This is a genomic window from Streptomyces sp. HP-A2021, from assembly GCF_022807935.1.
In the GTDB taxonomy this organism is placed as follows: Bacteria; Actinomycetota; Actinomycetes; order Streptomycetales; family Streptomycetaceae; genus Streptomyces; species Streptomyces afghaniensis.
The window spans coordinates 2,262,276-2,286,244 of the sequence record NZ_CP094344.1 but is presented as its reverse complement, the minus strand read 5'-3'; the positions used below and the strand labels follow the sequence as shown (position 1 = coordinate 2,286,244).

Here is a 23,969-nt window from a genome sequence, read left to right as displayed (position 1 = left end):
CCAACGTCTCTGCTTGCATGGTGATCAGCTTGCGGCGATGTGAGCGTTGATGGCGTTGATCTAGCCGAGGCCACTCAGGTCCCTTCGCCGGAGGTGGGCCTCTGAACGCCGCGCAGGCGATCCTGCTCTTGCCACTCGCGAAACTGTTGCTCCCGCCGTTGCGTCCACGCCGCGAATCGCTCTTGCGCTGAGAGGACGAAGTCTGACAGCGGAGGCGGCTCTTCGTTACGGAGGTGGGCGAACGTTGCATTCAGGGCATCCTGAGTCATCTCATCGAACCACTCCACCCAGGCCGCAAGGACCTGTGCCACGCGCACTTCGGCAGCCCGATACTCCAGAGCAAGATCGAGTGGGACACTCAGTCTCTCCCGGACGGCCTCATCAGGAATGCGAGCCATTGCCAGGCGGACCCGCCTTACGTGAGCGGCAGCTCCTGGAATCCAGTGGTTGATTTCTTGTCCAGATTGGGGATCCCACGTCACTGTACGGAGGTACTGGCTGAGTTCAATCAGCTCGGATGCAGTGGACTCCGTGGCTGAATGCCGTAGGTCGGCGAGCCGAGTTTCTCGCAGCTGTTCCCTCTGGTGAACCAAGGTCAGTCTGGTCGCCATCAAGGACGTGCCGCCACCGATGACCGCGCCGAGGACTGCCCCGCCAAAACCGATCAGGCCCGAGAGGACTTCTGGTTGCATGCCGATCATCATGCCGACGGGACCGACCCTGGGGGTTGGTTCGTCAGGTCCTGGGCGGCCGGCTACTCCTCACGGGCTCGACTCCTGTGGGGACGGGTCCGGGCCGTACTCGAGGGTGTCAGGTACTTCGAGAGTCACGCCGACGACGCAACCCGGGGCGTCAGAGCAGTGCTGACGGCCTTGACGGTAGGAGGCGGAAGCGCAGAGGCCCACTTGAGCGCAGCGGGCCGGATCCGGTCATGTCCGTGTGGGACGTGAAGTTCGAGCGGACTCCGTCGACAGTCCCGTGACGGAGTCCGCTCGGCCGTGCTGATGAGGGATCAGGCCGTGTGCAGTGTCAGCCCGTACCGGTTGAGGATCTCGTTGACGGGCTGGTGCCAGGTCTGGCCGCCGCCGCTGCAGTTGCCCCAGCCGCCGGAGGTGACGCCTTGGGCCTGGTCGCCGCTGATGAAGGAGCCTCCTGAGTCGCCGGGTTCGGCGCAGACGCTCGTCTTCGTCATCTGGTGGACGGCGCCCTGGCTGTAGTTCACCGTCTCGTTCTTCGCCAGCACGGTGCCGCAATGCCAGTGAGTGGTGGAGCCGGAACGGCAGACGGAGGCACCCACCGGGGCCTCGGCGGAGCCGCGGACGAGCTGGTCGGGAACCGTGCCCCAGCCCAGCACCACCGGTACGGTCCACCAGCCGCTGCCCACGTTCACCCAGGCGTAGTCGTTACCCGGGAACGATGACCCCTGGAAATTGCCGATGTAGGACCGGTCCCAGCCGTACACGGCCGCACTCGGCGCGCCGCAGTGCCCGGCGGTGACGAAGCCGCCGTGCACGGAGAAGCCGATGGAGCAGCGGACGTTGCCGGTGTAGTAGGGGTCACCGCCCACGGTGCCGGCGGCAAAGGTACGCGGTGCGGTGGGGGTCTGGCGCACCGTCACGGGGCCCGCTTCGCGGGCTCGGGCGAGAAAGGCCCGGACATCGTTGTCGTCCCGGTGAGCGGCGACGATATTCACGACGACCTTGTTGGCTTTGGGATCCACGTGCCAACTGGCGACTTTGGCGGGCGCGGACAGCGAGTCGATGCTCTTCTTCGCCGCGTCGAGCTGCCGTGCGTCGTAGCGCACGAGGCGTACGGCCGCTCCGGTCGCGCGTACGGCGTCGGCACGCGCGGCACGGGTGACGGCGACGGTGAGTCGGCCACTGCCGGCGTCGAACCAGGAGCCGCCGTAGGCCGAACCGGCCGCGCTGCGCGCCTTGCGTTCGACGGCCGTAGCGGTCTTCTCCGCGGCCAGGCGTGCCACGGCCTCGTTCCGCGTCAGCGCCAGGTCGCGCTGCATCGCGGACAGGAGCTCGGGGGAGGCCGGTGCTTCGGCGGAGCGCGCGGGAGCATCCGCGGCGGAGGCAGGCAGGACGCTCGCGGTCGCCCAGGTGCCGAGCAGGAGGAGTGCGGACAGTGCGGTGCGCAGTGTTGTGGTGCGTCTCAAGGGAATGACCCTTCGTTGTTCCAGCAGGGTGAGGGTGGAACAGCAGTGCTTGAGAGCGCTCTCGTGATGTGCGCGGCAGAGCCTAGCCCGTGATCACAGAAAAGGTCTATGCCAATTTCGGCCGGTTGTCACAGCATGACGGAAGGGTGAGCGGCCCCCATCCGTCCAACTCGGGAGTCACGAAGCAGTGCTGGGCCTCGTTCTGCCGCATCGACCTCCTGGACCCGTCCCGCCCCGGCCCATGCGGGTTCCGTGCGTCCCACCCCCCGCCGGGACGCCGCCGCCCCGCTCGTGAACCGTCCCTGGGCGGTCCGCGTACGGCGGGAAAGCTCGCTCCGGCCGCCCCCGGCCCGTGAGGCTGTGCCGTGCCGGATGAGACGAGCCGCCCCGGGGGAACCCACGGGTGACGGCGGTTCGGAAAGGAAGACCGCATGAGCATGCGCAATCGGGCCATGGCGATGGTGACGGCCGTACTGCTGGGGGCCGGGGGCACCGGAATCGCCCTGGCGCCGGCCGCAGGTGCCGCACCCGCTTACTTCGGAATCGACGGCGGTGGCGCCGTCGGCAACGACTGGGAGGACGAGGAGAACCTCGGCGTCGAGGCCTACGCCAGGGGCAACGCCATCGCCCTGTGGGAGACCGTCCTGTGGGCGGACGGTGCCCTGTGGGAGGACGACGAGGGGGAGTGGCGGCCCTTCAAGAAGAGCCAGATCGACGGCTCGTTCGGGCCGGAGACCGAGTCGGCCACGCAGTGGTGGCAGAGCCGGCACAACCTGCCGGAGACCGACGGTGTCGTCGTCAGCGAGAGCTGGGACTTCGCCCAGACCCGGCTGCAGAGCCACCCGGGGAACATCGTCCAGTACAAGGGCGACGCGCGGAACGTCAACTTCAAGCGCGTGAGCGGCAAGTACCAGGTGAAGCTGAAGAACGTCGGCCCCTGGAAGAACGCCTACTACCGCAGCCTCGGCTGACCTGCCCCTCACCCGCTCCTCGTCGGCAGCGCCCACAGCAGCCCGGCCAGCAGCACCACGATGACGGCGAAGGAGACCAACGCCGCCGCCCGCCACCGCCGGTACTCGGCGCCGGGCGGCGGCATCGCCGTGTCCACCGCCTGCCCGGCCGGCGCCACCGGCACCGCCGCGCCGTGCGGCCACGTCTGGTCCGCCAGGTCCCACAGCGCCAGCAGCCGCGCCTGGTCCGCCCCCGCCACCCGGCACAGTGCCTGCACCGCCCCCCTCGGCGGCTGCTTGGCCCCGCTGAGATACCGCTGCCACGACGACTTGCTGTACGCCGTCCGCCGCGCCAGCTCGGCCAGGCTCAGACCCGTGCGGTCCTTCAGGGCCCGCAGTTGCGCGACCAGGTGCCGTGCCTCCCTCGGCAGTGCGTCCGGAAGCGGCCGCCAGCGTGTCATGGTCGTCCCCCAACTGCCCGCCGCCGCTCCGCCCGGGGCAACGGCCCCTCCCCACCGCATCGTTCGACGCCGACCGGTTCCGGCCAGTTCCCCATCACGACGGGCGCGCGGCGCGCGTAAGGGGTGTGCGGCTGCCGACCGGGCGACCGTCACACGCCGGGACGCACCGCCACCGCGTCGACCTCGAACAGCATCCCCGGCAGCGCCAGCGACGCGACACCGCTCAGGGTCTGCGCCGGGAGCCGCCCGCCGAAGCGCGCGTGCAGCGCCTTGCCGAGGATCTCCAGCTTGCCGGGGTCGTGGTCCACGATGAACGTGCCGAGCCGTACGACGTGTTCATAGCCGAGCCCGACCCCTTCCAGCGCCGACCGCAGCCGGTCGAAGGCCAGTTCCACCTGCGCGGCGAAGTCGCCGGGCACCGGGGCGCCGGTGGCGTCGGAGGCGTACTGGCCTCCGATGAATACGGTTTCACCGGGTGCCGAGACGGCGTGGCTGTAGCCGAACGGCGTGGGGTCGTGGAGGGTGGCCGGGTTGGTGATCGTGCGCGAGTCGCGCGTCATGACCGGGCTGTCCTTTCTCGGAGTTCGGCCTCCGCACACCGACGGCGACCCTGGCACTCCTCCCCAACTCCTCGCGCCTGTACGGCATTCCGTCCGCCGCACACCTTCCTCGCACGCGCGTGGCGAACGCCTGCGGCTCGCTGGATCCGCGCTCGTCCGGCCCGCTGTGCACCGCCGCTACCCGCGTGGCACCGCCGCTACCTTCGTGGCGGCGCCGTGCTCGCCCGTTCCACCAGCCGCGTCGACAGCTCCGTCCGCGTGCTCTCCGGGTGGTGGCCGTCCATCAGGCGCAGCAACGACCGCAGGGCCGTCGCGGCCATCTCCGACAGCGGCTGGCGGACCGTGGTCAGCGCGGGGGAGGCCCAGCGCGCCTCGGGCAGGTCGTCGAAGCCGACCACGCTGACGTCGTCCGGGACCCTCAACCCCCGCTCGGCCAGAGCCTCGTACACCCCCAGCGCCATCCGGTCCGAGCAGACGAAGACGGCCGTCGGCGGCTCGGGCAGGTCGAGCAGTTCCAGCATGCGGCGGCGGGCCAGGCTCTCGTCGAACCCGGCGTGCCGGACGTACTCGGCACGGTGCCGGAGCCCGGCCGACGCGAGCGCCGAGCGGTAACCGGCGACCCGGGCGCTGCTGCACATCGTGCGCCGGTGACCGGCGATGACGGCGACGCGCTCGTGGCCCAGGGACAGCAGATGCTCCGTGGCCGTCAGACCGCCCTGCCAGTTCGCCGCGCCCACCGACGCGACACCCTCCGGCGGTTCCTGGACCGGGTCGATCATCACGAACGGGATGCGGTGCTGCTCCAGCCAGGCGTACTGGGAATCGCTCAGCTCGGCGAGGTTGAACAGGACCCCGGAGGAGCCCCGGGCGACCAGTTTGTCCAGCCAGCCGCGCTCCGGGCGGCCGGCCCGGGTGCGGGTCAGGGCCGCCGACACCACGACCTCCAGGCCCGCGTCGTGCGCCGCCTCCTCCGCCCCGTGCAGCACCGCGCCCGACCAGGAGCTCTCCAGTGAGTGCACGACCAGGTCGACCAGCCGGGGCGCCTTCGACGCGTCGAACCGGGGTCTGCGCACATAGCCGAGCCGGTCGAGCGCCTCGGTGACGCGGCGGCGCGTCTCGGGCGCCACATCCTCCCGGCCGTTGACCACCTTGGACGCGGTCGGCACCGACACCCCCGCCTCGCGGGCCACGACCGCCAGCGTCGGACCGGCCGCCACGCTCGCACTCGCCGTACGGACCATCGGGAACCCACCTCTCCGGCCCGCCCGAGGGCCGTGGAAAGTTTCGACCAGCGCTGCTCACCGCAATCCGGAGTCCGACCGGGCAGAAAGCGCTTCCTACTGTAGGTGCGGCGCAGGACGGCGGGAAGACAAGTGAAATCACCGGTTCTCGTCGGTCAAAACTTTCGAAACCCCGAACAACGCGATCAGTCGGGTGTGAAGGTCAGCCGGAACAGGTCAGCCGGAACCCCGTGAAGTCCGCCGTGAACGCCGCGTCGACGAGGTCCCGGGCGTGGATGCCCGCCATCGCACCGGTGAAGCGCAGCCGGGAACCGTGGTCGTCGGAGAGTCGGCTGAAGTCCAGGGCCGGGCCGATCGCCGTCCGCACCCCGTCCCGGACGTGCCAGAAGCGTGCCTCGGCCCCCTCGATCGTCACCCCCAGCGTCACGGCCGCCGCCACCGGCACCTCCACGACGGCGACCTGGCGGGTGGTCTCCTCGTCGCGTTCCACGAGGCTGAGTACCGTACGGCCCCCAGCGCCGGGCGTTCCCCGCCACTGCTGTCCGCGCTGCGGCTCGCCCTCGGGCTCCGCCCAGGTCAGGTCCAGGCTGAGATACGCCTCTGGGTTGTACCAGAGCACAAGACCGGCGGCCTGGGTGAAGGTGACCGGCCGCGCCTCCACGGTGACCTCGGCCTCCGCATGGTGCTCGGTGACGCGCTGGGCCAGCAGGCTGCTCGCCCAGCGGGACTCCGGCCCGTGCCGGCCGCGCAGCCGGATCCAGCCGGGCCGGGCCGTCGTGTCGGCCCAGGACGGGTCCGGCGGCTCGCGCAGGGAGCTCCACGGCCAGGACAGGCCCCCGGGTGGGGCAGCAGGGGGCAGCGGGTGCGGCCGCGTCGGTACGTCGACCTCCACCGCCGGGTGCCAACCGCCCTGCCGCAGCCGCGGCCAGCCCTCAGCGTCCCAGGTCACCGCCTGGATCGCGGTCTCCCGGCCGAGCGGGCAGCGGCGGCCCCGGGGTGTGTGCAGCGGACGGGCCGTCAGATGGCCGAGCAGCCACTGCCCGTCCGGCGTCTCGACCAGCTCGCCGTGCCCGGCCTTCTGCAACGGCACGTCCGGGTCGTCCCGGGTGGTCAGCAGCGGCCGCTCGTCGAGTTCGTACGGACCGGTCAGCTCCCGGCTGCGGGCCACCCGCACCCCGTGCTCCCAGCCCGTGCCGCCCTCCGCGAGCATGAGGTAGTACCAGCCGGCCCGCCGCAGCAGCTTCGGCCCCTCGATCAGCCGGTCGTGCTGGAGCAGCAGACGCGTCGGCCCGACGGGCGCCAGGGTGTCCCGGTCCAGCTCCGTGACGACGATCCCGGCGAACCTCCGGCCGCCCGGCCGGTGGTCGTTCTGGAGGTTCAGCAGCCACAGCCTGCCGTCCTCGTGGAACAGCGCCGGGTCGAAGCCGTGGCTCGCGACCCGGCGCGGCGCGCTCCACTCGCCGCTCACCTCGGTGGCCGTCGAAACGTACGTGTCCAGGTCGAAGTACGGCGTGCCGACCGAGCGCACCACGGTGTACGTCACCCAGAACCGTTCCCCGTCCCAGCTCAGCGACGGCGCCCAGATGCCTCCGGAGTCAGGTACCCCGGCCAGCGAACCGCCGGGGGCCGCGCCCCGGACGTGCCCCGCGTACTCCCAGTGGGCCAGGTCGCGGGAGCGGTGGACCGGGATCGTCGGGAACCACTCGAAGGAACTGGTCGCCACGTAGTACCAGTCGCCGACCCGGATCAGGGACGGGTCGGGGGCGAAGCCGCGGAGGACGGGGTTGTGCAGGACGGTCACGCGAGGGCTCCGGGAGGGTCGGGCACCCGGGGACCGCAGGGAGTCAGGGTCACCTGCGGCCCCCGGGAGTCAGGAAGAGGCGAGGGGCATCACTTGAGGGCGCCGGTCACTCGAGGGCGACCATCACTTGAGGGCGCCGAGCGTCACGCCCGACCGCCAGTAGCGGCGCATCGCGACCATCATGATCGCCATCGGCACGATGGACAGCAGCGCGCCGGTCAGCACCAGGCCCGTCAGGTCGATGCCGGACTCCAGGCGCGTGCCGGTCCAGTTGTAGAGGCCGAGGTTGAGGGTCCAGTTCTCCTTGCCGCGCAGCACGGTCAGCGGGAGGAAGAAGGCGTTCCAGGTGTTGACGAAGGCCAGCAGGAACACCGTCGCGCCGCCCGTCGTCATCATCCGCAGCACGATGCTGAAGAAGATCCGCAGCTCGCCGGCGCCGTCGATCCGAGCAGCCTCCAGCAGCTCGTAGGGGACCGTGGCCTCGGTGTACACCTTGGCCAGATACACGCTGAACGGGTTGATCAGGCAGGGGATCAGCATCGCCCACGGGGTGTCCACCATGCCGAGCGCCGAGAACAGCAGATACAGCGGGAGCGTGAGCAGGGCGATCGGGATCAGGAACGAGCCCACGACACACGCGAAGATCGCGTTGCGGCCGGGGAAGTCGAAGCGGGCAAGGCCGTAACCGGTTGCGAGCGCGATCAGCGTGCCGCCGAGCGAGCCGACCCCGGCGTACAGGAACGAGTTGGCCGTCCACCGCAGGAAGATGCCGTCCTGGTAGGTGAACACCTGCTGCAGGTTGTCCCACAGATGCCAGCCGGAGAACCACAGGCCGTTGCTCTGGTACAGCGCCGTGCGGTCCTTGGTCGCGGCGACGATCAGCCACCACACCGGGAACAGGCTGTAGACGCTGGCCAGGATCAGCCCGACGAGGAGGAAGCGCTGACCGCCCCGCCCGCGGGAGGCCGCGTCAGGGCGGGGGAGGCGCCGGACGCTGCGGACGGGGGGCCGCTTCGTGGTGTGCTCGGTCAGCACCATCAGTCGGCCTCCTTCGAGGTGAGCCGGTAGAAGAGGAAGGAGGCCACGCCCAGGATCAGGGCGAGCAGCACGGACAGCGCCGCCGCGTAGTTGTAGTTGCCCGCGTTGAACGCCTGGTTGTAGATGATCATGATCGGGGTGAAGCTGTCGCTGACCGTCTGCGGAGTGATGTTCCGGAACAGCGCCGGCTCGTTGAAGATCTGGAGCATCTGGATGATCGACAGCAGACCCGTCAGCACCAGCGCCCCGCGCACGTACGGGATCTTGATGCTGCGCGCGATCCGCAGCTCGGAGGCGCCGTCCAGCCGGGCCGCCTCGAACAGCTCGCGGGGCACGCCCTGCAGCGCCGAGTAGATGATCACCATGTTGTAGCCGATGCCGTGCCAGGTCAGCAGGTTGCCGATGGACGGCCACACCATCGACGGCGCGAAGAAGTTCCAGTCGAAGCCGAGGGCCTTGCCGATCGGGGTGAGCGGGCCGACGTCCGGGCTGTAGAGGTTGACCCACACGATCGCCGCGACCACGCCCGGGATCATGTACGGCACCAGCAGCAGGATCCGGAACCGGCTCGCCACCCTTGAGGTGACAGCGTCCAGGAACAGCGCCAGCAGCAGGCTGATCAGCAGCATGAACGGGATCTGCACACAGGCGAAGAGCACCACCCGCAGGATCGAGTTCATGAACGCCGAGTCCGTCAGCCCCTGGGTGTAGTTGTCGAGCCCGACGAACTCCGTCGTGGCGCCACCGAGGCCGAGCCCGGACTGCTTCTCCGTGAACAGCGACTCGTAGACGGCGTAGCCGATCGGGAGGAGATACAGGAAGACGAAGCCGAGCTGGAAGGGCACCGTGAACGCGGCACCCTTCCAGCGCAGGGAGCGAATCATCGAATGCCTCAGCCCTTGACGCTGATACCGCGGGACTTCAGGTCCTTGACCGTCCACTGCTGCATGTGCGCGAGCAGGTCGGTGACCGTCTGCTCCTTGCTGACGACCTTGGCCCAGCCCGCCTGGAGCTCGGTGAACATCGCGGTCCAGTTGGGTCCGAAGGTCCAGTCGGTGGTGACGGTGCCCAGGCTGTCCGTCACGACCTTCTGCGCCGGCTCGTAGTTCTTGCCGAGCAGCTTCTGCGAGATCGACTCACCGACGTAGGACTTGCTGTCGGCCAGCGCCGGCATCACGCCGTTGCCGGTCTCCGGGCTGGCCATCGTCTTGACCGCGTCCTGGTTCGTCGACATCCACAGCGCGGCCTGCGCCGCCTGCTCCTGGTTCTTGCACTGCTCGGTCACCAGGGTGACGCTGCCGGTCAGGTTGGTGCCGGCCGGCGTCTTGGGCGCCTCGCCCTTGTACGTCGGCCACGGGGCCAGGGCCCAGTCGCCGAAGGACTTGGTGAAGTTCTGCACCATGCCGGCCATCTGCCAGGTGGAGATCTGCCGGGTGGCGGTGGCGCCGGTGTCGTAGCTGCGCTGCACGGCCGCGTAGTCGGCGAAGGACAGCTTGGCGTTGAGGTCGTTGTCGATGATCTCCTGGATCACCTTCGCGGCCTTGAGGGTGCCCTCGTCCTGGAAGTTCACCTTCCAGGCGTTGCCGTCGATCGAGTACCAGTGCGCACCGGCCTGCATGGCGAGCACCTCCAGGGTGCTCGGGTCCTCGCCGGCGTAGTTGGTGATCTTGATGTTGTGCTTCTTCAGCTCCTTGCCCGCGGCGATGAAGGCGTCCCAGGTCGTCGGGGGCTTCAGTCCGTGCTTCTTGAAGATGTCCGTACGGTAGATCGTGAACTGGGGCGCCGAGCTGGTCGGCACGCCGTAGAGCTTGCCCTGCACCTGCGCGCTCGCCCAGGCGCCGGTGTTGAACTTGTCCTTCTCGCTCTCCACGTACTGCGAGATGTCGGCGAGCGCGCCCTGCGAGACCCAGCTGGTCACGTACTCGGCGGTGTTCTGCACCAGGCAGGGGGCGTTGCCGGCCTTCACCGCGTTGGTCAGCTGCTTCTGCATGGTCAGCTGGTCGGTGACCTTGGTGTACTTCAGCTGGATGTCCTTGTGCGAGGCGTTGAACGCCTTGACGACCGCCTCCTGGCCGTTGGCCCAGCCCCAGAAGGGGAGGGTGACCGGGCCGGACTTCGACGCGGCGTCGTCACCCGAGCCGGATCCGCCGCAGGCGGAGAGCAGACCTGTCAGCGCGATACCCGCGACAGCGGCGGAGGCGAACCTTCTCCGGGGGCTGGTGAAGTTCATCTGACCGTGATCCTTCGGAATAGGCGTTCTCAGAACGAGAGGACGGCAGCGGCTCGGTTGTGCTGGCCAGGAACGGCGGCCGGAAACCGTCGGCTCGCGGTTGCGGGGGGTTCGGCCAAGCGGAAGCAGAAGCTGTAGTAAGCGGTTGCTGGGACGGTAGGCGGCTGGCTCGGCTCTTAGCAAGAGGTGCGCGGAAATTTGTTACGGCGGATTGTCCGCCCGGTTATCTCCGGACACGCGGCAGGCGCTCGCCCGCGGGCGCTTATCCGCGCAGGTCAATGCGGTGTCGGACCGGTCGGCCCCAGGCCTCGGCGGGCACGCCGACGAAACCTCGAACCGGCCGCAAAGGCTCTGGAAAACGGTTACGTAACGACCTCTGGTCGTTATCCGTGCTGACCCGGCGGCTGCACCGAGTTGCGGACCACGACATGCGTACCCAGCACCAGATGGTCGCCGTCGGCGCTCTTGCGGCGCCCCGCGCCGCCCTCGCGCCGGTCCGCCACCGCGCGCAGCGCGACACGGCCCATCTCCTCGTACGGCACGTGCACGGTGGTCAGTTGGGGAGTGAGCTGGGACGCGAGCGGGATGTCGTCGTAGCCGACGATCGAGACGTCCTCGGGCACCCGCAGGCCCGCCGCGCGCAGCGCCTGCATGGCGCCCGCCGCGACCACGTCCGTCCCCGCGAGCACGGCGGTGAAGTCAGGCGTGTCGTGCAGGGCCGCCTCGACGGCCTCGTACCCGTGCTCGTAGTCGTACGGGCCGTGCCGGACCATACCCGGGTCGAACGGCACGCCGTACGCCTCGAAGGCCCGCTGCGCTCCCCTCAACCTCCCCTGCGCGGTGGTGAGTTCCGCATGTCCCGGCAGGACCAGGACGCGCCGGTGACCGGCCGACAGCAGGTGGCTGGCCATCGCGTAGGCGCCGCCCTCGTTGTCGTAGTCGACGGTCGTCGCCGGGACGTCGCCCTCCAGCGGGGGCCGGCCCACCAGGACCAGGTGCGAGCCTGCCGCGTCCAGGGAACGGGCGAAGCGGGCCATGCGCAGCTGGTACTCGTCGTAGTCGTACGCGCCGCCGAGCAGGATCACGGCAGCCACGCCCTGCTGGCGCATCAGGTTCACCAGGGCCAGCTCCCGCTCCGGGTCGTCGCCGGTGGTGCCGACCAGGGAGAGCCAGCCGCGCAGCGTGGCGGCGCCCTCGACGCCCTTCGCGACATGCGCGAACGCGGCGCCGGTGATGTTGTTGATGAGGATCGCCACCGTCGGTGTGCCGCCGCCGGCGAGCGAACGGGCGTGGGCGTTGGTGACGTAGTCCAGGTCCCGGACCACCTTCATCACCCTGCGGCGCAGCTCCTCCGACACCGGGTAGTTGCCCGACAGCACCCGCGAGACGCTGGCCACGGAGACGCCGGCCCGCTCCGCGACGTCGCGAATGGTCGCCCGTCCGGCGTCGCTCGTCGCCTTGCGCTGACTCACCCTTGCGGCTCCTTCACGGTAGTGGCCCGGCCTGTTGTCGTCCGGTCGGTGGCGGGCCGCGCCGCGCCTGCTGCCGGGGTCGTGCCCGCGCCGTGCGGAAACCGTATCCCATCGTTACTCCAGGGCTGGAGGGCCTGTGGACAGGGGCTGGAGGCGCCCGCCCGGCATGACGTGTGCAGGAATCGCCTGCCCTGCCGTGACCGGCCGCGGAGCATCCCCCGGCCGCTGGTCACCGAGCCGTAACGCGTTCTGTGGCGGAGCGCCTCCGGCAGGCACACTGAGTGGCGGTACGGAGGCGCTGGTGGCACGGGGGAGGCGCGATGGACTCGACTGTGGCAGGCCTGCTGGCGGCGGTGGTGGGCGTGGGCGGCACGCTGGGTTCGGCGTGGTTGACCCAGCGCCGCGGAGACGTCTCCCGCCGCGAGGAGTGGGAACGACTCGAAGGAACACGCCGCGCCGAGACGGCCGCCCGGCGAGCGGAGTCGGGCCGTGAGGCCCGCAGAGCGGCGTACACGGAGTTCAACGCCGCCGCCCGCCACTATCTGGCGACCCTCAACGACCACTCCCACGTACTGCGCATCGGGCACGACCCGCAGGAGTCGCTGGCCACGGTGGAGGCGGCCCGCGTGGACTACCGTCGCCGCTACGCCGAGGCCCAGATGATCGTGCCGGACATCGTGCTGACGGAGGTGAGACGGGTCGACAGCGACCTGAACTCCGTCTACGGCGTCCTGGCCCGACTCACCCGCGGCACCACACGCGACGGCGACGACATCGAGGACGTGCGGGATGCGATCAAGCAGGGCTGGCAAGACCTGTCCAGGATGCGCACCACGATGCGCGAGGACCTCGGAGTGACGAGGCCGTCCCCCGAGTGAGGGCCCGTCGGCCGACTTCGCGCTCCTTCCTTGCCGTCCGGTCGCGGGGCCGCGTCGTCCGGTCGCAGCGCCACCTGTCATGGCGTGTCCACCGGGGAAGGGTGCCGGTCCTGCTCGATCCGCCCTGAGCCCGGACCGTCCGACCGCCACGGCGTCACGCCACCCGCGCCAGATCCGCCCGCAGCACCTCGTGGGCCGGCGGCGCGCCCGCCACCAGGCGTTCCAGTTCCTCGACGACGATGCGGCCGAGCCGCTCCAGTTCGTTGCCCAGGGAGCCGGCGATGTGCGGGGTCAGGAACACGTTGGGCAGGTTGTACAGCGGGGAACCGGCCGGCAGCGGCTCCGGGTCCGTGACGTCGAGGACCGCGCTGAGCCGGCCGGAGACCAGTTCGTCGGCGAGCGCGTCATGGTCGACCAGCGCGCCGCGGGCCGTGTTGATGAGCACGCCGCCGTCCCGCACCAGGGCGAGCCGGCCGCGGTCGAGCATGTGGTGGGTCTCGGGGATGTCGGGGGCGTGCAGACTCACGATGTCGCTGTGTCCGAGCAGGTCCTCCAGCGACAGCGACTCCGCACCGAGGGCGGCGGCTTCGGCCGGGCTCACATACGGGTCGTGCAGCAGGACCGTGAGGTCGAACGGCCGCAGCAGCTCCAGCAGCCGGCGGCCCACCCGGGACGCGCCGATGACACCGACCCGGCGGCCGAGGTTGCCGGTCGCCGCGGTCTCCGCCGGGCCCGGGTAGGTGTGCGTGCGGCGGAAACGCTCGCGGTGGTCGAAGGCGTCCTTGCCCACGAGCAGGATCATCGCGAGCGTGTACTCCGCGACGGGCAGGGCATTGCCCGTCACCGCGCTGGACACCTTCACGCCGCGCTCCCACAGGGCGTCGCCGACCAGGGAGCGCACGGAGCCGGCCGCGTGCAGGACGGCGCCCAGCTTCGGGGCCGCCGCGAGGGCACCGGCGTCCAGATGCGGGCAGCCCCAGCCGGTGATCAGCACCTCGGAGCAGGCCAGGGCGCCGGCCGCGGCCGGATCGGTGAAGTCCCGCACGACCAACCCGGGGTCGATGTCGGCCGTGCGCCTCAGCCGCTCCATCAGCGGCGGAGGAAAGAGCAGCGGGAGGTGTACCGGATCCATCGCGAACACGGCCCGCGGCAGCTGAGGGCTGGGCATGACTCTCCTGGAGCAGAGGACGGAAACAGTTTCAGAAAGCGCCTTCTACCGTAGATCCGCCGGGAAGCGGCGGTCAATCGGCAGGGCCGGGGTGATGGTCGGCGACGCCGGGTTTCCGGGCAACGGCCTTGGTTTTCCCACGTCGTCCCCTGAGGGCGACAGGCGGAGGGGAGCGAAGCGGGGGTGCAGGGGTGCGTGTGGCTTGAGGGTGCAGCCCGAGCCGCCACCCCCTCGGGGGCGGCTCGATGCAAGCGCATCATGGAAATCGATTACCACTGTTTCAGTGCGTGACCGTGGGGACCGGCTGCGCCGCCGTCGCCCCCCGAGTGCCCGGACGACCGCTTCAGCAACCGGTTCCCCATTCCGTTGCCGAGACGAGATCCGGCGCGCCCCTGGTCAGGGGTGGTCCGGTCGCCCGTAGACGGCTGGTGTGCGGCGCCCGGAAACAGGTCTCACCGGCACTCTGGCTGATGAAGCCGAGGTTACACAGTCTTTTCGAAAATTCGTCAAGGCTCTTGACGCGCCATCCCGACCGCAAGAAGCTCTGCCCCACGCACAACAACCGGTTGCCACAGCGAGCCGGAAAAGCAAGGAGGTGGTGCGTTCATGCACCCACATGCTGGTGCTTCCCTGAGCCGCCGCCGTTTCCTCGCCCTGTCCGCGGCCGGTGCCGCGACCGGCGCGGCGGCGCTGAGCGGCTGCGCGATGCAGGTCTCCGGCGGTGTCAGCGGCGGCGGCGAGACGGTCACGCTGATGGTCAAGCCCGACGACATCTCCCCGGAGCTGGTCAGACAGGCCCAGAAGGACATCGGCGTCAAGATCGTCACGGTGCGCTACGACATCACCAAGCTCATCGGCATGATGACCAACGGCGCTCCACCCGACCTGGTCCGCGGGGTCGGTGCCACCGACGCGCCCTACTTCGCGGCGCGGGACGCGATGGAGGACCTGGACCCCTACTTCGCCCGGAGCAACATCCTCAGGGTCGACGACCTGGACCCGGTCAACGACCTGTGGCGCTTCGACGGCCGCACCCAGGGCATGGGCCCCCGCTACGGCATGGCGAAGGACTTCTCCCAGGACTCCATGTTCTGGTACAACACCGCCCTCTTCGACAAGGCGGGCGTCGACTACCCGCCCGAGACGGAGCCGGTCACCTTCGAGGAGTGGCTGGAGAACGCCAAGCGGCTCACCCGGCGCAAGAGCGGCCAGACGACCGTCTTCGGCGGCAGCTACAACGGCGTGCTGACACCCAACCTCCTGGCGAGCCTGACGGCGGCGGCGGGAGGGAGCCTGTTCAGCGACGACTTCTCCCGGGTCGACTTCACCACCCCCGAGGCCCGCAAGGCGCTGAACTGGTACATCGAGTACGGCCGGGCCAGGGTCGGCCCCAGCATCATCCAGCCGGACCCCAACACCTGGGACGGCCCCACGTTCCAGGCGAACCGCATGGCCATGTCCAACTCCGGCTACTGGCTCGGCGGGCTGATCAACGCCGACAAGAAGCTGGCGCCACTCGCCCGCCTCGCCCCGGCTCCGATCTTCGAGGGCGGTCAGCGGGTCAGCCCCTGCCAGGCCGGCACCGGACTGTGGATGCCGAAGAAGGCCAAGAACAAGGACGCCGCCTGGCGGGTCTTCGAGTGGTTCTTCGGCGAGGGACCCGCCAAGGCCCGCGCCTCCAGTGGCTGGGGCATCCCCACGCTGAAGTCCCTGCGCCCGCTGATGCCGGCCCAGGAGGACTACCAGAAGCGCGTGCTGAAGGTGCAGAACGCCGAGCTGAAGCACTTCTCGGTGATCGCCTACACCCCCTACGCCACGGCGGACTCGCTCTACGCCCTCTTCAACCAGGAGGCCCCGGCCGCGATGAACGGCCGGATGTCCGTCGACACCCTCGCGGGCCGCCTGAACTCGGCCATGAACGAGCAGCTCAAGCGCGGTAAGGAGCAGGTGGGATGACGGTCGACCAGATACCCGCCACGGGGCGGACCGACCCGGCCGCGCGTGCCGGCCGCGCCACACCGGCCGCCCGGCGGCCCCGGATCTCCATGACCGCGCGCAGGCATCGCGCTTTCTACCTGTTCACCGCGCCCTGGATCATCGGTTTCCTGCTGCTGACGATCGTGCCGATGGCTTACGCCTTGTGGCTGAGCTTCACCACGTACGACGGCATCTCGCCGCACTGGCGCTACGTCGGCCTCGGTAACTACACCGAGCTGTTCTCCGACCCGCAGACCTGGAACTCCCTGGGCCGCACCGGCCTGTTCGCGCTCACGTCGGTGCCGCTGTCGATCATCGCTGGGCTCGGCCTCGCCGTCCTGGTCAACCGGCCGGTCAAGGCGCGCGGGCTGTTCCGCACCCTGCTCTATCTGCCGGCCGTGGTGCCCCCGGTCGGTGTGGGCCTCACCTTCAAGGCGCTCTTCGACCAGAACTCCGGTGCCGCCAACGGCGTCATCACCCTGTTCGGCTTCGACGCGCTGGGCTGGCTCGCCGATCCCTACGCCCGCTACGTGCTGCTGATGAGCGTGCTGTGGGCGGCCGGAAACGTCATGATCATCTCGCTGGCGGGCCTCCAGGACGTGCCCCGGGAACTCCACGAGGCCGCCCGGATCGACGGGGCGAGTGCCTGGCGGACCTTCCGCAGCATCACCGTGCCGCTGCTGTCGCCGGTGCTGCTCTTCCAGACCGTGACCGGCGTGATCGCCTCCGTGCAGACCATCATGCCGCTGCTGCTGTCACCCGACGGCACCACGGCCGGCGTCACCGCCCTGCCGCAGTCCAACTACCTCTACATGATGCACGTCTTCTCGCAGTACTTCGCGCTCGGCCGCTACGGCTACGCCTCCGCACTGCTGTGGGTGCTCTTCGTCCTGATCCTCATCGTGACCGGACTCATCTTCAAGTTCACGTCCGGCGTGGTGTTCTACAACGTCGACCCGGAGGCGAAGAAGTGACCGCCACCAGCCTGCCCCCGAACTCCGCGCCCCGGGTGCGGGTGCGCGCCAACCGCCTCGTCCTCTACACGGTCCTCGTCGCCCTCACCGGGCTGTTCATCGGCCCCTTCGGCTGGCTGATCCTCTCCGGCCTGAAGACCCCGGCGGAACTGGCCGCCTCGCCCGTGCACTGGCTGCCCACCACCTTCCAATGGCAGAACTTCGCCGACGCCTTCAACCTGATCGACTTCCTCGGCTACGCCCGCAACTCCCTGATCATCGCCCTGATCTACGCCGTGCTCGTCACGCTCAGCTCGGCCTGGGTCGGCTTCGGTTTCGCCCGGCTGGAAGCCCCCGGCAAGAAGACGCTGTTCGGCATTCTCATCGGCTCGATGATGCTGCCCCAGATGATCACCCTGCTGCCGACGTACCTGATCTTCGCCAAGCTCGGCATGGTCGACACGTACTGGCCATGGGTGTTCTGGGGACTGGCCGCCGCTCCCTATCTGGTCTTCCTCTTCCGGCAGTTCTTCGCCGGGCTGCCCCGTGAGCTGGAGGAGGCCGCGATCGTCGACGGCTGCGGCTACGGCATGATCTTCTGGCGGATCTTCCTGCCGCAGTCCTGGCCGGTGCTGTCCGCGAGCTTCGTGATCGCCTTCACCTGGAGCTGGGGCGACTACATCGCGCCCCAACTCCTCCTGTCCACCGACAAGTCGACGCTCGCCGTCGCCGTCATGACGACGTACGTCACCTCGGCCGGCACCCCGGTCGCCAACCTCCAGGCCGCGGCCTCCGTGATGTACGTCGTGCCGATCCTGCTGATCTTCCTAGTCGCCCAGCGCGGCTTCGTCGCCGGCATGTCCACGACCGGACTGAAGTAGCCCCTCTACCGAACCTTTTGCAAGGAGTCACGCATGAACACGCCCCTGTCACGCCGGACCACCCTCCAGGCCGCCGGTGTCATCGCTGCCGCCGGCCTGGCCGGCAGCATCGCGGGCACCGCGCAGGCCGCCGCGGCGGATGAGACCGGCACCACCGGCGACAGTGTGGTCATCCACCCGACGCTTCCGAAGGTGCCTGTCAACAACTCCTTCACGGTCAAGGTCCGGCCGCTCGGCGGCACCTGGCAGAAGCTCGGCGTCTACCTCGCCAAGCTCGCACTGATCGACGCGAGCACCGGCAGCAACAGAGCCCAGAGCTCCTCCTGGGCCGCCTTCGACTTCTCCGGCACGGTCGAGGTCGAGGTCACGTACAACCCGGGCGGCGGCGAGAAGGTCCGCATCCGCCCGGACTCGTACGGCATCCAGCCCGAGGTGCTCGGCAGCACCGCGCGCTTCACCCTGGACCGGCCCCGCAACCTGGTCGTCCAGATCGACGACAAGATCTTCGACTGCCTGCACCTGTTCGCGAACCCGATCGAGCGGGACGTGCCCACCGAGGGCGACAAGAAGGTCATGTACTTCGGGCCCGGTCTGCACACCCACCCCGACCGAACCCTCAAGGTGCCCAGCGGCACCACCGTCTACCTGGCCCCGGGCGCCGTCCTCACCTCCAGCGTGATCTTCGAGGGCGTGGAGAACTCCCGGCTGATCGGTCGCGGCGTGGTCTACGACACGACCGGCGGCGCGGTCTTCGTCCGCAAGTGCGAGAACGTCACGATCGACGGCGTCACGATCCTCAACCCCCGGTACGAGAACATCAGGGTCGCCGAGTCCAAGAACCTCACCATCAAGAATCTGCGTGCCTTCAGTCACCAGGGCTGGGGTGACGGCATCCAGCTCTACTGCTCCGAGAACGTCACGATCGACGGCTGCTTCCTGCGCACCTCCGACGACTCCGTCGCTCTCTACACCCACCGCTGGGACTTCTACGGCGACACCCGCAACATCACCGTCAGGAACTGCTCCCTCTGGGCCGATGTCGCCCACCCGATCAACATCGGCGTGCACGGCAATTCCGACACCCCCGAGGTGCTGGAGAACCTGCGCTACGAGAACATCGACATCCTCGACCACCGCGAGCCGCAGGTGACCTACCAGGGCGCCATCGCCTTCATGGTCGGTGACAGCAACATCGTCCGGGACGTCAGGTTCGACGACATCCGCGTGGAGGACTTCCGCTGGGGCCAGCTCATCCACATGCGGGTCGAGTACAACCCGAAGTACAACACGTCGGCAGGCCGCGGCATCGAGTCCGTCTACATCAAGGACCTCAGCTACAACGGCAAGAACGCCGACCTCTCGATCATCGCCGGCCTCGACGCGGAGCACGCGATCAAGGACGTCACCTTCGAGAACCTCCGCGTCAACGGCAGGGTGATCGCCGACAGCACTGGCAAGCCGAAGTGGTATCTGGCCTCGGACGGCGTGCCCATGTTCGTCAACGAGCACGTGACGAACCTCAAGTTCCTCACCACCGCCGAGGCCGCGGCGGCCGCCGCGTCATGACCACCGTCCCTGTGAGAAGCACTCCCATGAGCACCCCCGCACCGAGCCGCCGTGGCTTCCTCGGCGGCGCGGCCGCCCTGTTGCTGGTGTCGGGAGCGAGCGGCCTGCTCGCGTCCGGCACCGCCCGGGCCGCCACGACCACGCCCCGGGCCTTCACCCACCCCGGCCTGCTGCACAGCGCCGACGACCTGACCCGCATGAAGGCCGCCGTCGCCGCCCAGCAATCCCCGATCTACGACGGCTTCCTCGCCTTCGCCGCCCACGCGCGCTCCAAGGCGACCTACGCCGTCCAGAACACCGGCCAGATCACCTCCTGGGGCCGCGGCCCGACCAACTTCCAGAACCAGGCCGTCGCCGACTCGGCCGCCGCCTACCAGACCGCGCTGATGTGGTGCATCACCGGCGAACGGGCCTACGCGGACAAGTCCCGGGACATCCTCAACGCCTGGTCGGCGTCGCTCACCGCCATCACTGGCGCGGACGGGCCACTCGGCGCCGGACTTCAGGCCTTCAAGTTCGTCAACGCGGCCGAGTTGCTCCGGTACACCGGGTACGACGGCTGGGCCGAGGACGACATCGCCCGCTGCAAGGAGTCCTTCCTGCGCGTCTGGTATCCGGCGATCTCCGGCTACATGCTCTACGCCAACGGCAACTGGGACCTGACGTCCATCCAGTCCATCCTGGCCATCGGCGTGTTCTGCGAGGAGCCCGCCCTCTTCGAGGACGCGCTGCGCTTCGCCGCCGCCGGCGCGGGCAACGGCAGCGTCCCGCACCGCATCGTCACCGACGCGGGACAGGGCCAGGAGTCCGGCCGCGACCAGGGCCACGAGCAGCTCGCCGTCGGCCTGCTCGCGGACGCCGCGCAGGTCGCCTGGAACCAGGGCGTCGACCTGTACGCCTTCGACGGCAACCGGCTGCTGAAGAACGTCGAGTACGCCGCCCGCTACAACCTCGGCGGCGACGTGCCCTTCGTCCCCGACCTGGACCGCACCGGCAAGTACGTCAAGAAGTCCGTCTCCGCCGTCGGACGCGGAAACCTGCCCCCGATCTACGAGATGGCCTACGCGCACTACGCCGGCGTCCGGGGCCTCGACACCCCCTACACCAAGGCGGCCGTCTTCCGCGGCACGGGCGGCGCCCGGGTCGTCGAGGGCAGCAACGACGACCTGCCGAGCTGGGGCACCCTCACCTTCGCGGGCACGAAGACCCCGGCCGCGGCCGCGCCCACGGCTCCGGCCGGTGTCACGGCGGTGGGCGGCGACAAGTCCGTCACCGTGGCCTGGCTGCCGTCGGCGTGGGCCGAGTCGTACACGGTCCTGCGGGCGACCGGAGCCGACGGGCCCTACGAGACGATCGCGACCGGCCTCGGCACGCCGCAGTACACCGACCGTGGCGCCCGCCCGGGCAGGCCCTCCTACTACACGGTCACGGCCACCAACTCCCGGGGCACCAGCGCCCGTTCCGCCTGGGCGGCGGCGGTCCCCGGGCTGCCCGACCCCTGGGCGACGCGGGACGTCGGAGACGTGCGGATCCCCGGCTCGGCCGTGTTCGACGGCGAGCGGTTCGTGCTGGAGGCGTCCGGCACCGCCGACACCCACCGCCTGGCGTACTTGCCGCTGCGCGGCGACGGCACGATCACCGCGCGGATCGTGTATCCGCTCAGCTCCCAGTACTCCAAGATCGGCGTCACGATACGAGCGGGCCTGGACGCGGACGTCGCGCACGCCGCCATGCTGATCCAGGGCCTGCCGCTGCACACCTGGAGCGGCGTGTGGTCCGTACGGGCCAAGGCGGGAGCCGCCGTCAAGGGCACCGGCAGCACACCCGTGCCGCCGTCCCAGCAGCAGACGATCACGACGAGCGCCGCCTTCCCGATCTCGTCCCTCGGCACCCTGCCCGAGTCGGCGACTCCGCTTCGGGCCCCGTACGTCGAGGGCGCGGGCGACGGCTACCGGCTGCGCATGCCGTACTGGGTCCGCGTGACCCGCCGGGGCGACCGCTGCACCGGAGCCATCTCCCCGGACGGCATCCGCTGGACCGAGGTCGGCTCCACCGACGTCGACCTCGGCAGCACGGCGTACGTCGGTCTCACCCTCACCTCCTGCCTCGGCGTCGACGAGGACTACGCCGAGACCGGCACCGGCGCCTTCGACAACGTCAGCGTCGTCTCCCGGACCGCCGGCGAGGTCTGGTCCGTGCCCCGCCCGGCCACCGCCGCCGGCGACCTGCGGGCAGTCGCGGGCGCCGACGCGGTCGAGCTCGCCTGGACCGACCCGGACCTCTCCGCCCGCTACAAGGTGCTGCGCGCCACCACGGCCGACGGCCCCTACGAGACGATCGCCACCGGCATCGGCGCGGTCGGCTTCGGCACCCGCGTCCGGTACGCCGACGCCACCGGCACACCCGGCACGACGTACCACTACGCCGTCGCCAAGACCAACTGCGCCGGACGCGGCCCCCTGTCGGAGTCCGCCACGTCGACGATGCCGACACCGTCCAAGCCGCAACTCACTTCCGCCACCACGGTGTTCGCCAACAAGGGCGTGCCCTTCAAGCACCTCCTGCGCGCGTCTCACGAACCCATACGGTTCGCCGCGGACGGGCTGCCCGACGGCCTGCGCGTCGACAAGCGCACCGGCCTGATCTCCGGAACACCCACGCAGACGGGCGAGTTCAAGGTCACCACCAGCGCGGGCAACGCCGCCGGAGACGACGGCGGCGCCCTCACCCTCACGGTGGGCACCCCGCCGCCGGCGCCCTGGACCTACGGCGACCTCGGGGACGTAGTCCTCGACGACCGCGCCTACGGCACCCTCGGCGTGGTCGCCGTCCGCACCCCCGGCAGCACCGCCCACGAGGACGGGACCTTCGTGGTGCGCGGCGCCGGAACCGACCTCGCCGTCAACAACCAGGGCATGACCGGCCAGTTCGTACGACGGCCCGTCACCGGTGACTGCGAGGTCACCGCCCGTCTGGTCTCCCGCGCCGGAGCCACCGGCGACCGGGTCGGCCTGCTCATGGCCAAGTCCCTGTCGCCGTTCGACCAGGCGGCCGGGACGATCGTCACCGGCGGCACGAGCGCCCAGCTGATGCTGCGCCCGACCGTCGCCGGCAAGTCCACGTTCACGGGCAACGCGGCGGTCACCGCCCCCTGCCTGCTGCGGCTGAAGCGCACCGGGACGCACTTCACCGCATCCGTCTCGTCCGACGACGGCGCCACCTGGACCCCCCTCGCCGAGGGAGACATCCCCGGCTTCGGTGACGCCCCCTACTACGTGGGCCTCGTGGTCTGCTCCCGCAGCCCCCTGACCCACAGCACCACCGAGTTCGACGAGGTGAGCATCACCCCCATGTAGTCCTCCACGGATCGGAGAACCCCACATGAGCCGCACGTCCCCCCACACGCACCACGAGGGCGGCCAGGTGAGCCGCCGCGGTCTGCTCAAGACCGCCGGCGGCCTCACCGCGGCCCTCGCCCTCGGCGCCACCGCCACCGCCACCACGGCGGACGCGGCCCCGGCGACCTTCACCCACCCCGGCATGCTGCACAACGCCGGCGACATCAACCGCGCCAAGGTCAGGGTCGCCGCGGGCGACGACCCCTGGGCCTCCGGCTGGCGCCGGCTGACCGCCAACTCCCACTCGGCGTCCACCTGGACGCCCCGCGCCACCGCCACGATCATCCGCGGCGGCACCGGCGAGAACTACCCCCAGCTCTACAACGACATCCACGCCGCCTACCAGAACGCGCTGCGCTGGCACGTCGGCGGCACCGCCGCGAACGCCGACTGCGCGGTGCGCATCCTCAACGCCTGGTCGTCCACCCTCACCGGCATCACCGGAAACGCCGACCGGTACCTGGCCGCCGGCCTCTACGGCTGGCAGTTCGCGAACGTCGCCGAACTCATGCGCGGCTACGCCGGGTTCGACCTGGGCCGGTTCAAGACGATGATGCTCAACGTCTTCTACCCGCTGAACGACCGGTTCCTCCGCGAGCACAACGACGCCTGCATCACCAACTACTGGGCCAACTGGGACCTGTGCAACATGGCCTCGATCATGGCCATCGGGATCCTGTGCGACGACGGCGCCAAGTACGACCAGGCCGTCACCTACTTCAAGAGCGGCGGCGGCAACGGCCAGATCCAGCGGGCCGTGCCGTTCCTCTACCCGAACGTCGAGGGCTACGACCTCGGCCAGTGGCAGGAGTCGGGCCGCGACCAGGGCCACACCGTCATGGGCATGGGCCAGATGGGCGCCCTGTGCGAAATGGCCTGGAACCAGGGCGACGACCTGTACTCCTACGACGGAAGGCGGTTCATGAAGGCGGCCCAGTACGTCGCCAAGTACAACCTGAACATGAACGTGCCCTACACCACCTACACCTGGGGCAGCGGCCAGACCTGCTCCCAGCAGTCACAGACCGTGATCGGCTCCGGATCGCGCGGCCAGGTCCGCCCGGTGTGGGCGATGCTCCACTACCACTACGGCCGGCGCCTGCTCCTCGACGACAAGTACATCGCCCAGATGTGCTTCTCCGTCGCCCCCGAGGGCGGAGGAGGCGACTACGGCACCACCAGCGGCGGCTTCGACCAGCTCGGCTTCGGCACGCTGATGTACGCCAAATAG

At 69.9% G+C, this 23,969-nt stretch carries 19 protein-coding genes; 8 read left to right on the top strand and 11 right to left on the bottom strand.

Annotated features, from left to right (window positions below; translation table 11 throughout):
* Window positions 1-74 precede the first annotated feature (74 nt).
* A complete protein-coding gene (locus MQE23_RS10480) occupies window positions 75-704 on the bottom strand; it encodes a hypothetical protein (RefSeq protein WP_037670792.1) in 630 nt (209 codons plus the stop codon).
* 308 nt (window positions 705-1,012) lie between these two features.
* Window positions 1,013-2,164, bottom strand: a complete 1,152-nt coding sequence (locus MQE23_RS10475; RefSeq protein WP_243378971.1) for a S1 family peptidase — start codon at window positions 2,162-2,164, stop codon at window positions 1,013-1,015.
* A gap of 431 nt (window positions 2,165-2,595) precedes the next feature.
* Between MQE23_RS10475 and MQE23_RS10470 the strand changes: the two genes are divergently transcribed.
* Complete coding sequence (locus tag MQE23_RS10470; RefSeq protein WP_020274399.1) at window positions 2,596-3,135, top strand: peptidoglycan-binding protein; 540 nt, start codon at window positions 2,596-2,598, stop codon at window positions 3,133-3,135.
* Between the two features lie 8 nt (window positions 3,136-3,143).
* On the opposite strand, the gene MQE23_RS10465 is transcribed toward MQE23_RS10470, so the two are convergent.
* The 8 genes from MQE23_RS10465 to MQE23_RS10430 all read right to left on the bottom strand — a co-directional run bounded on the left by MQE23_RS10465 (window position 3,144) and on the right by MQE23_RS10430 (window position 11,917).
* Window positions 3,144-3,575, bottom strand: a complete 432-nt coding sequence (locus tag MQE23_RS10465; protein ID WP_243378970.1) for a helix-turn-helix transcriptional regulator — start codon at window positions 3,573-3,575, stop codon at window positions 3,144-3,146.
* A 149-nt stretch (window positions 3,576-3,724) separates the two neighbouring features.
* Complete coding sequence (locus tag MQE23_RS10460; protein WP_020274401.1) at window positions 3,725-4,135, bottom strand: Rid family hydrolase; 411 nt, start codon at window positions 4,133-4,135, stop codon at window positions 3,725-3,727.
* A 197-nt stretch (window positions 4,136-4,332) separates the two neighbouring features.
* Window positions 4,333-5,376: a substrate-binding domain-containing protein gene (locus tag MQE23_RS10455; RefSeq protein ID WP_243378969.1), complete on the bottom strand. Its 1,044-nt coding sequence runs from the start codon at window positions 5,374-5,376 to the stop codon at window positions 4,333-4,335.
* Between the two features lie 202 nt (window positions 5,377-5,578).
* Entirely contained in the window at window positions 5,579-7,177 is a 1,599-nt protein-coding gene (locus MQE23_RS10450) for a glycoside hydrolase family 43 protein (protein ID WP_243378967.1), read from the bottom strand.
* A 123-nt stretch (window positions 7,178-7,300) separates the two neighbouring features.
* Window positions 7,301-8,215 carry a carbohydrate ABC transporter permease gene (locus MQE23_RS10445; RefSeq protein WP_020274404.1) on the bottom strand — a complete coding sequence of 305 codons (915 nt, stop codon included), beginning with the start codon at window positions 8,213-8,215 and terminating at the stop codon, window positions 7,301-7,303.
* On the bottom strand, window positions 8,215-9,099 hold the full coding sequence (locus MQE23_RS10440) for a sugar ABC transporter permease (protein ID WP_020274405.1): 885 nt from the start codon (window positions 9,097-9,099) through the stop codon (window positions 8,215-8,217). The genes MQE23_RS10445 and MQE23_RS10440 overlap by 1 nt, the downstream gene beginning before the upstream one ends.
* 8 nt (window positions 9,100-9,107) lie before the next feature.
* Window positions 9,108-10,445 (bottom strand): extracellular solute-binding protein, encoded by a 1,338-nt coding sequence (locus MQE23_RS10435; protein ID WP_243378965.1) that lies wholly within the window; start codon window positions 10,443-10,445, stop codon window positions 9,108-9,110.
* Window positions 10,446-10,828: 383 nt separating this feature from the next.
* Window positions 10,829-11,917: a LacI family DNA-binding transcriptional regulator gene (locus MQE23_RS10430; RefSeq protein WP_020274407.1), complete on the bottom strand. Its 1,089-nt coding sequence runs from the start codon at window positions 11,915-11,917 to the stop codon at window positions 10,829-10,831.
* 320 nt (window positions 11,918-12,237) lie between these two features.
* Here MQE23_RS10430 and MQE23_RS10425 point away from each other — a divergent pair, with 320 nt between their 5' ends.
* Window positions 12,238-12,795, top strand: coding sequence for a hypothetical protein (locus MQE23_RS10425; protein ID WP_020274408.1), 558 nt, complete (start codon window positions 12,238-12,240; stop codon window positions 12,793-12,795).
* A gap of 154 nt (window positions 12,796-12,949) precedes the next feature.
* On the opposite strand, the gene MQE23_RS10420 is transcribed toward MQE23_RS10425, so the two are convergent.
* Window positions 12,950-13,963: a hydroxyacid dehydrogenase gene (locus MQE23_RS10420; protein WP_243378964.1), complete on the bottom strand. Its 1,014-nt coding sequence runs from the start codon at window positions 13,961-13,963 to the stop codon at window positions 12,950-12,952.
* A gap of 606 nt (window positions 13,964-14,569) precedes the next feature.
* Between MQE23_RS10420 and MQE23_RS10415 the strand changes: the two genes are divergently transcribed.
* Genes MQE23_RS10415 through MQE23_RS10390 form a run of 6 tightly spaced genes read left to right on the top strand, consistent with a single transcriptional unit; the run spans window position 14,570 to window position 23,969 of the window.
* A complete protein-coding gene (locus MQE23_RS10415) occupies window positions 14,570-15,919 on the top strand; it encodes an extracellular solute-binding protein (RefSeq protein WP_243378963.1) in 1,350 nt (449 codons plus the stop codon).
* On the top strand, window positions 15,916-16,914 hold the full coding sequence (locus MQE23_RS10410; RefSeq protein WP_243378962.1) for a sugar ABC transporter permease: 999 nt from the start codon (window positions 15,916-15,918) through the stop codon (window positions 16,912-16,914). Before MQE23_RS10415 ends, MQE23_RS10410 begins: the two co-directional genes overlap by 4 nt.
* Complete coding sequence (locus tag MQE23_RS10405) at window positions 16,911-17,774, top strand: carbohydrate ABC transporter permease (protein WP_020274412.1); 864 nt, start codon at window positions 16,911-16,913, stop codon at window positions 17,772-17,774. The genes MQE23_RS10410 and MQE23_RS10405 overlap by 4 nt, the downstream gene beginning before the upstream one ends.
* 33 nt (window positions 17,775-17,807) lie before the next feature.
* Complete coding sequence (locus tag MQE23_RS10400) at window positions 17,808-19,340, top strand: glycosyl hydrolase family 28 protein (RefSeq protein ID WP_020274413.1); 1,533 nt, start codon at window positions 17,808-17,810, stop codon at window positions 19,338-19,340.
* 26 nt (window positions 19,341-19,366) lie between these two features.
* Window positions 19,367-22,696: an alginate lyase family protein gene (locus MQE23_RS10395; protein ID WP_243378960.1), complete on the top strand. Its 3,330-nt coding sequence runs from the start codon at window positions 19,367-19,369 to the stop codon at window positions 22,694-22,696.
* Between the two features lie 25 nt (window positions 22,697-22,721).
* Window positions 22,722-23,969, top strand: a complete 1,248-nt coding sequence (locus MQE23_RS10390; RefSeq protein WP_020271029.1) for an alginate lyase family protein — start codon at window positions 22,722-22,724, stop codon at window positions 23,967-23,969.

Bases quoted from the DNA above. Each gene is read 5' to 3' on its own strand.
- MQE23_RS10480 (WP_037670792.1), bottom strand. From the start codon at position 704: ATGATGATCGGCATGCAACCAGAAGTCCTCTCGGGCCTGATCGGTTTT.
- MQE23_RS10470 (WP_020274399.1), top strand. From the start codon at position 2,596: ATGAGCATGCGCAATCGGGCCATGGCGATGGTGACGGCCGTACTGCTG.
- MQE23_RS10465 (WP_243378970.1), bottom strand. From the start codon at position 3,575: ATGACACGCTGGCGGCCGCTTCCGGACGCACTGCCGAGGGAGGCACGG.
- MQE23_RS10460 (WP_020274401.1), bottom strand. From the start codon at position 4,135: ATGACGCGCGACTCGCGCACGATCACCAACCCGGCCACCCTCCACGAC.
- MQE23_RS10455 (WP_243378969.1), bottom strand. From the start codon at position 5,376: ATGGTCCGTACGGCGAGTGCGAGCGTGGCGGCCGGTCCGACGCTGGCG.
- MQE23_RS10445 (WP_020274404.1), bottom strand. From the start codon at position 8,215: ATGGTGCTGACCGAGCACACCACGAAGCGGCCCCCCGTCCGCAGCGTC.
- MQE23_RS10440 (WP_020274405.1), bottom strand. From the start codon at position 9,099: ATGATTCGCTCCCTGCGCTGGAAGGGTGCCGCGTTCACGGTGCCCTTC.
- MQE23_RS10435 (WP_243378965.1), bottom strand. From the start codon at position 10,445: ATGAACTTCACCAGCCCCCGGAGAAGGTTCGCCTCCGCCGCTGTCGCG.
- MQE23_RS10425 (WP_020274408.1), top strand. From the start codon at position 12,238: ATGGACTCGACTGTGGCAGGCCTGCTGGCGGCGGTGGTGGGCGTGGGC.
- MQE23_RS10420 (WP_243378964.1), bottom strand. From the start codon at position 13,963: ATGCCCAGCCCTCAGCTGCCGCGGGCCGTGTTCGCGATGGATCCGGTA.
- MQE23_RS10415 (WP_243378963.1), top strand. From the start codon at position 14,570: ATGCACCCACATGCTGGTGCTTCCCTGAGCCGCCGCCGTTTCCTCGCC.
- MQE23_RS10410 (WP_243378962.1), top strand. From the start codon at position 15,916: ATGACGGTCGACCAGATACCCGCCACGGGGCGGACCGACCCGGCCGCG.
- MQE23_RS10400 (WP_020274413.1), top strand. From the start codon at position 17,808: ATGAACACGCCCCTGTCACGCCGGACCACCCTCCAGGCCGCCGGTGTC.
- MQE23_RS10395 (WP_243378960.1), top strand. From the start codon at position 19,367: ATGAGCACCCCCGCACCGAGCCGCCGTGGCTTCCTCGGCGGCGCGGCC.
- MQE23_RS10390 (WP_020271029.1), top strand. From the start codon at position 22,722: ATGAGCCGCACGTCCCCCCACACGCACCACGAGGGCGGCCAGGTGAGC.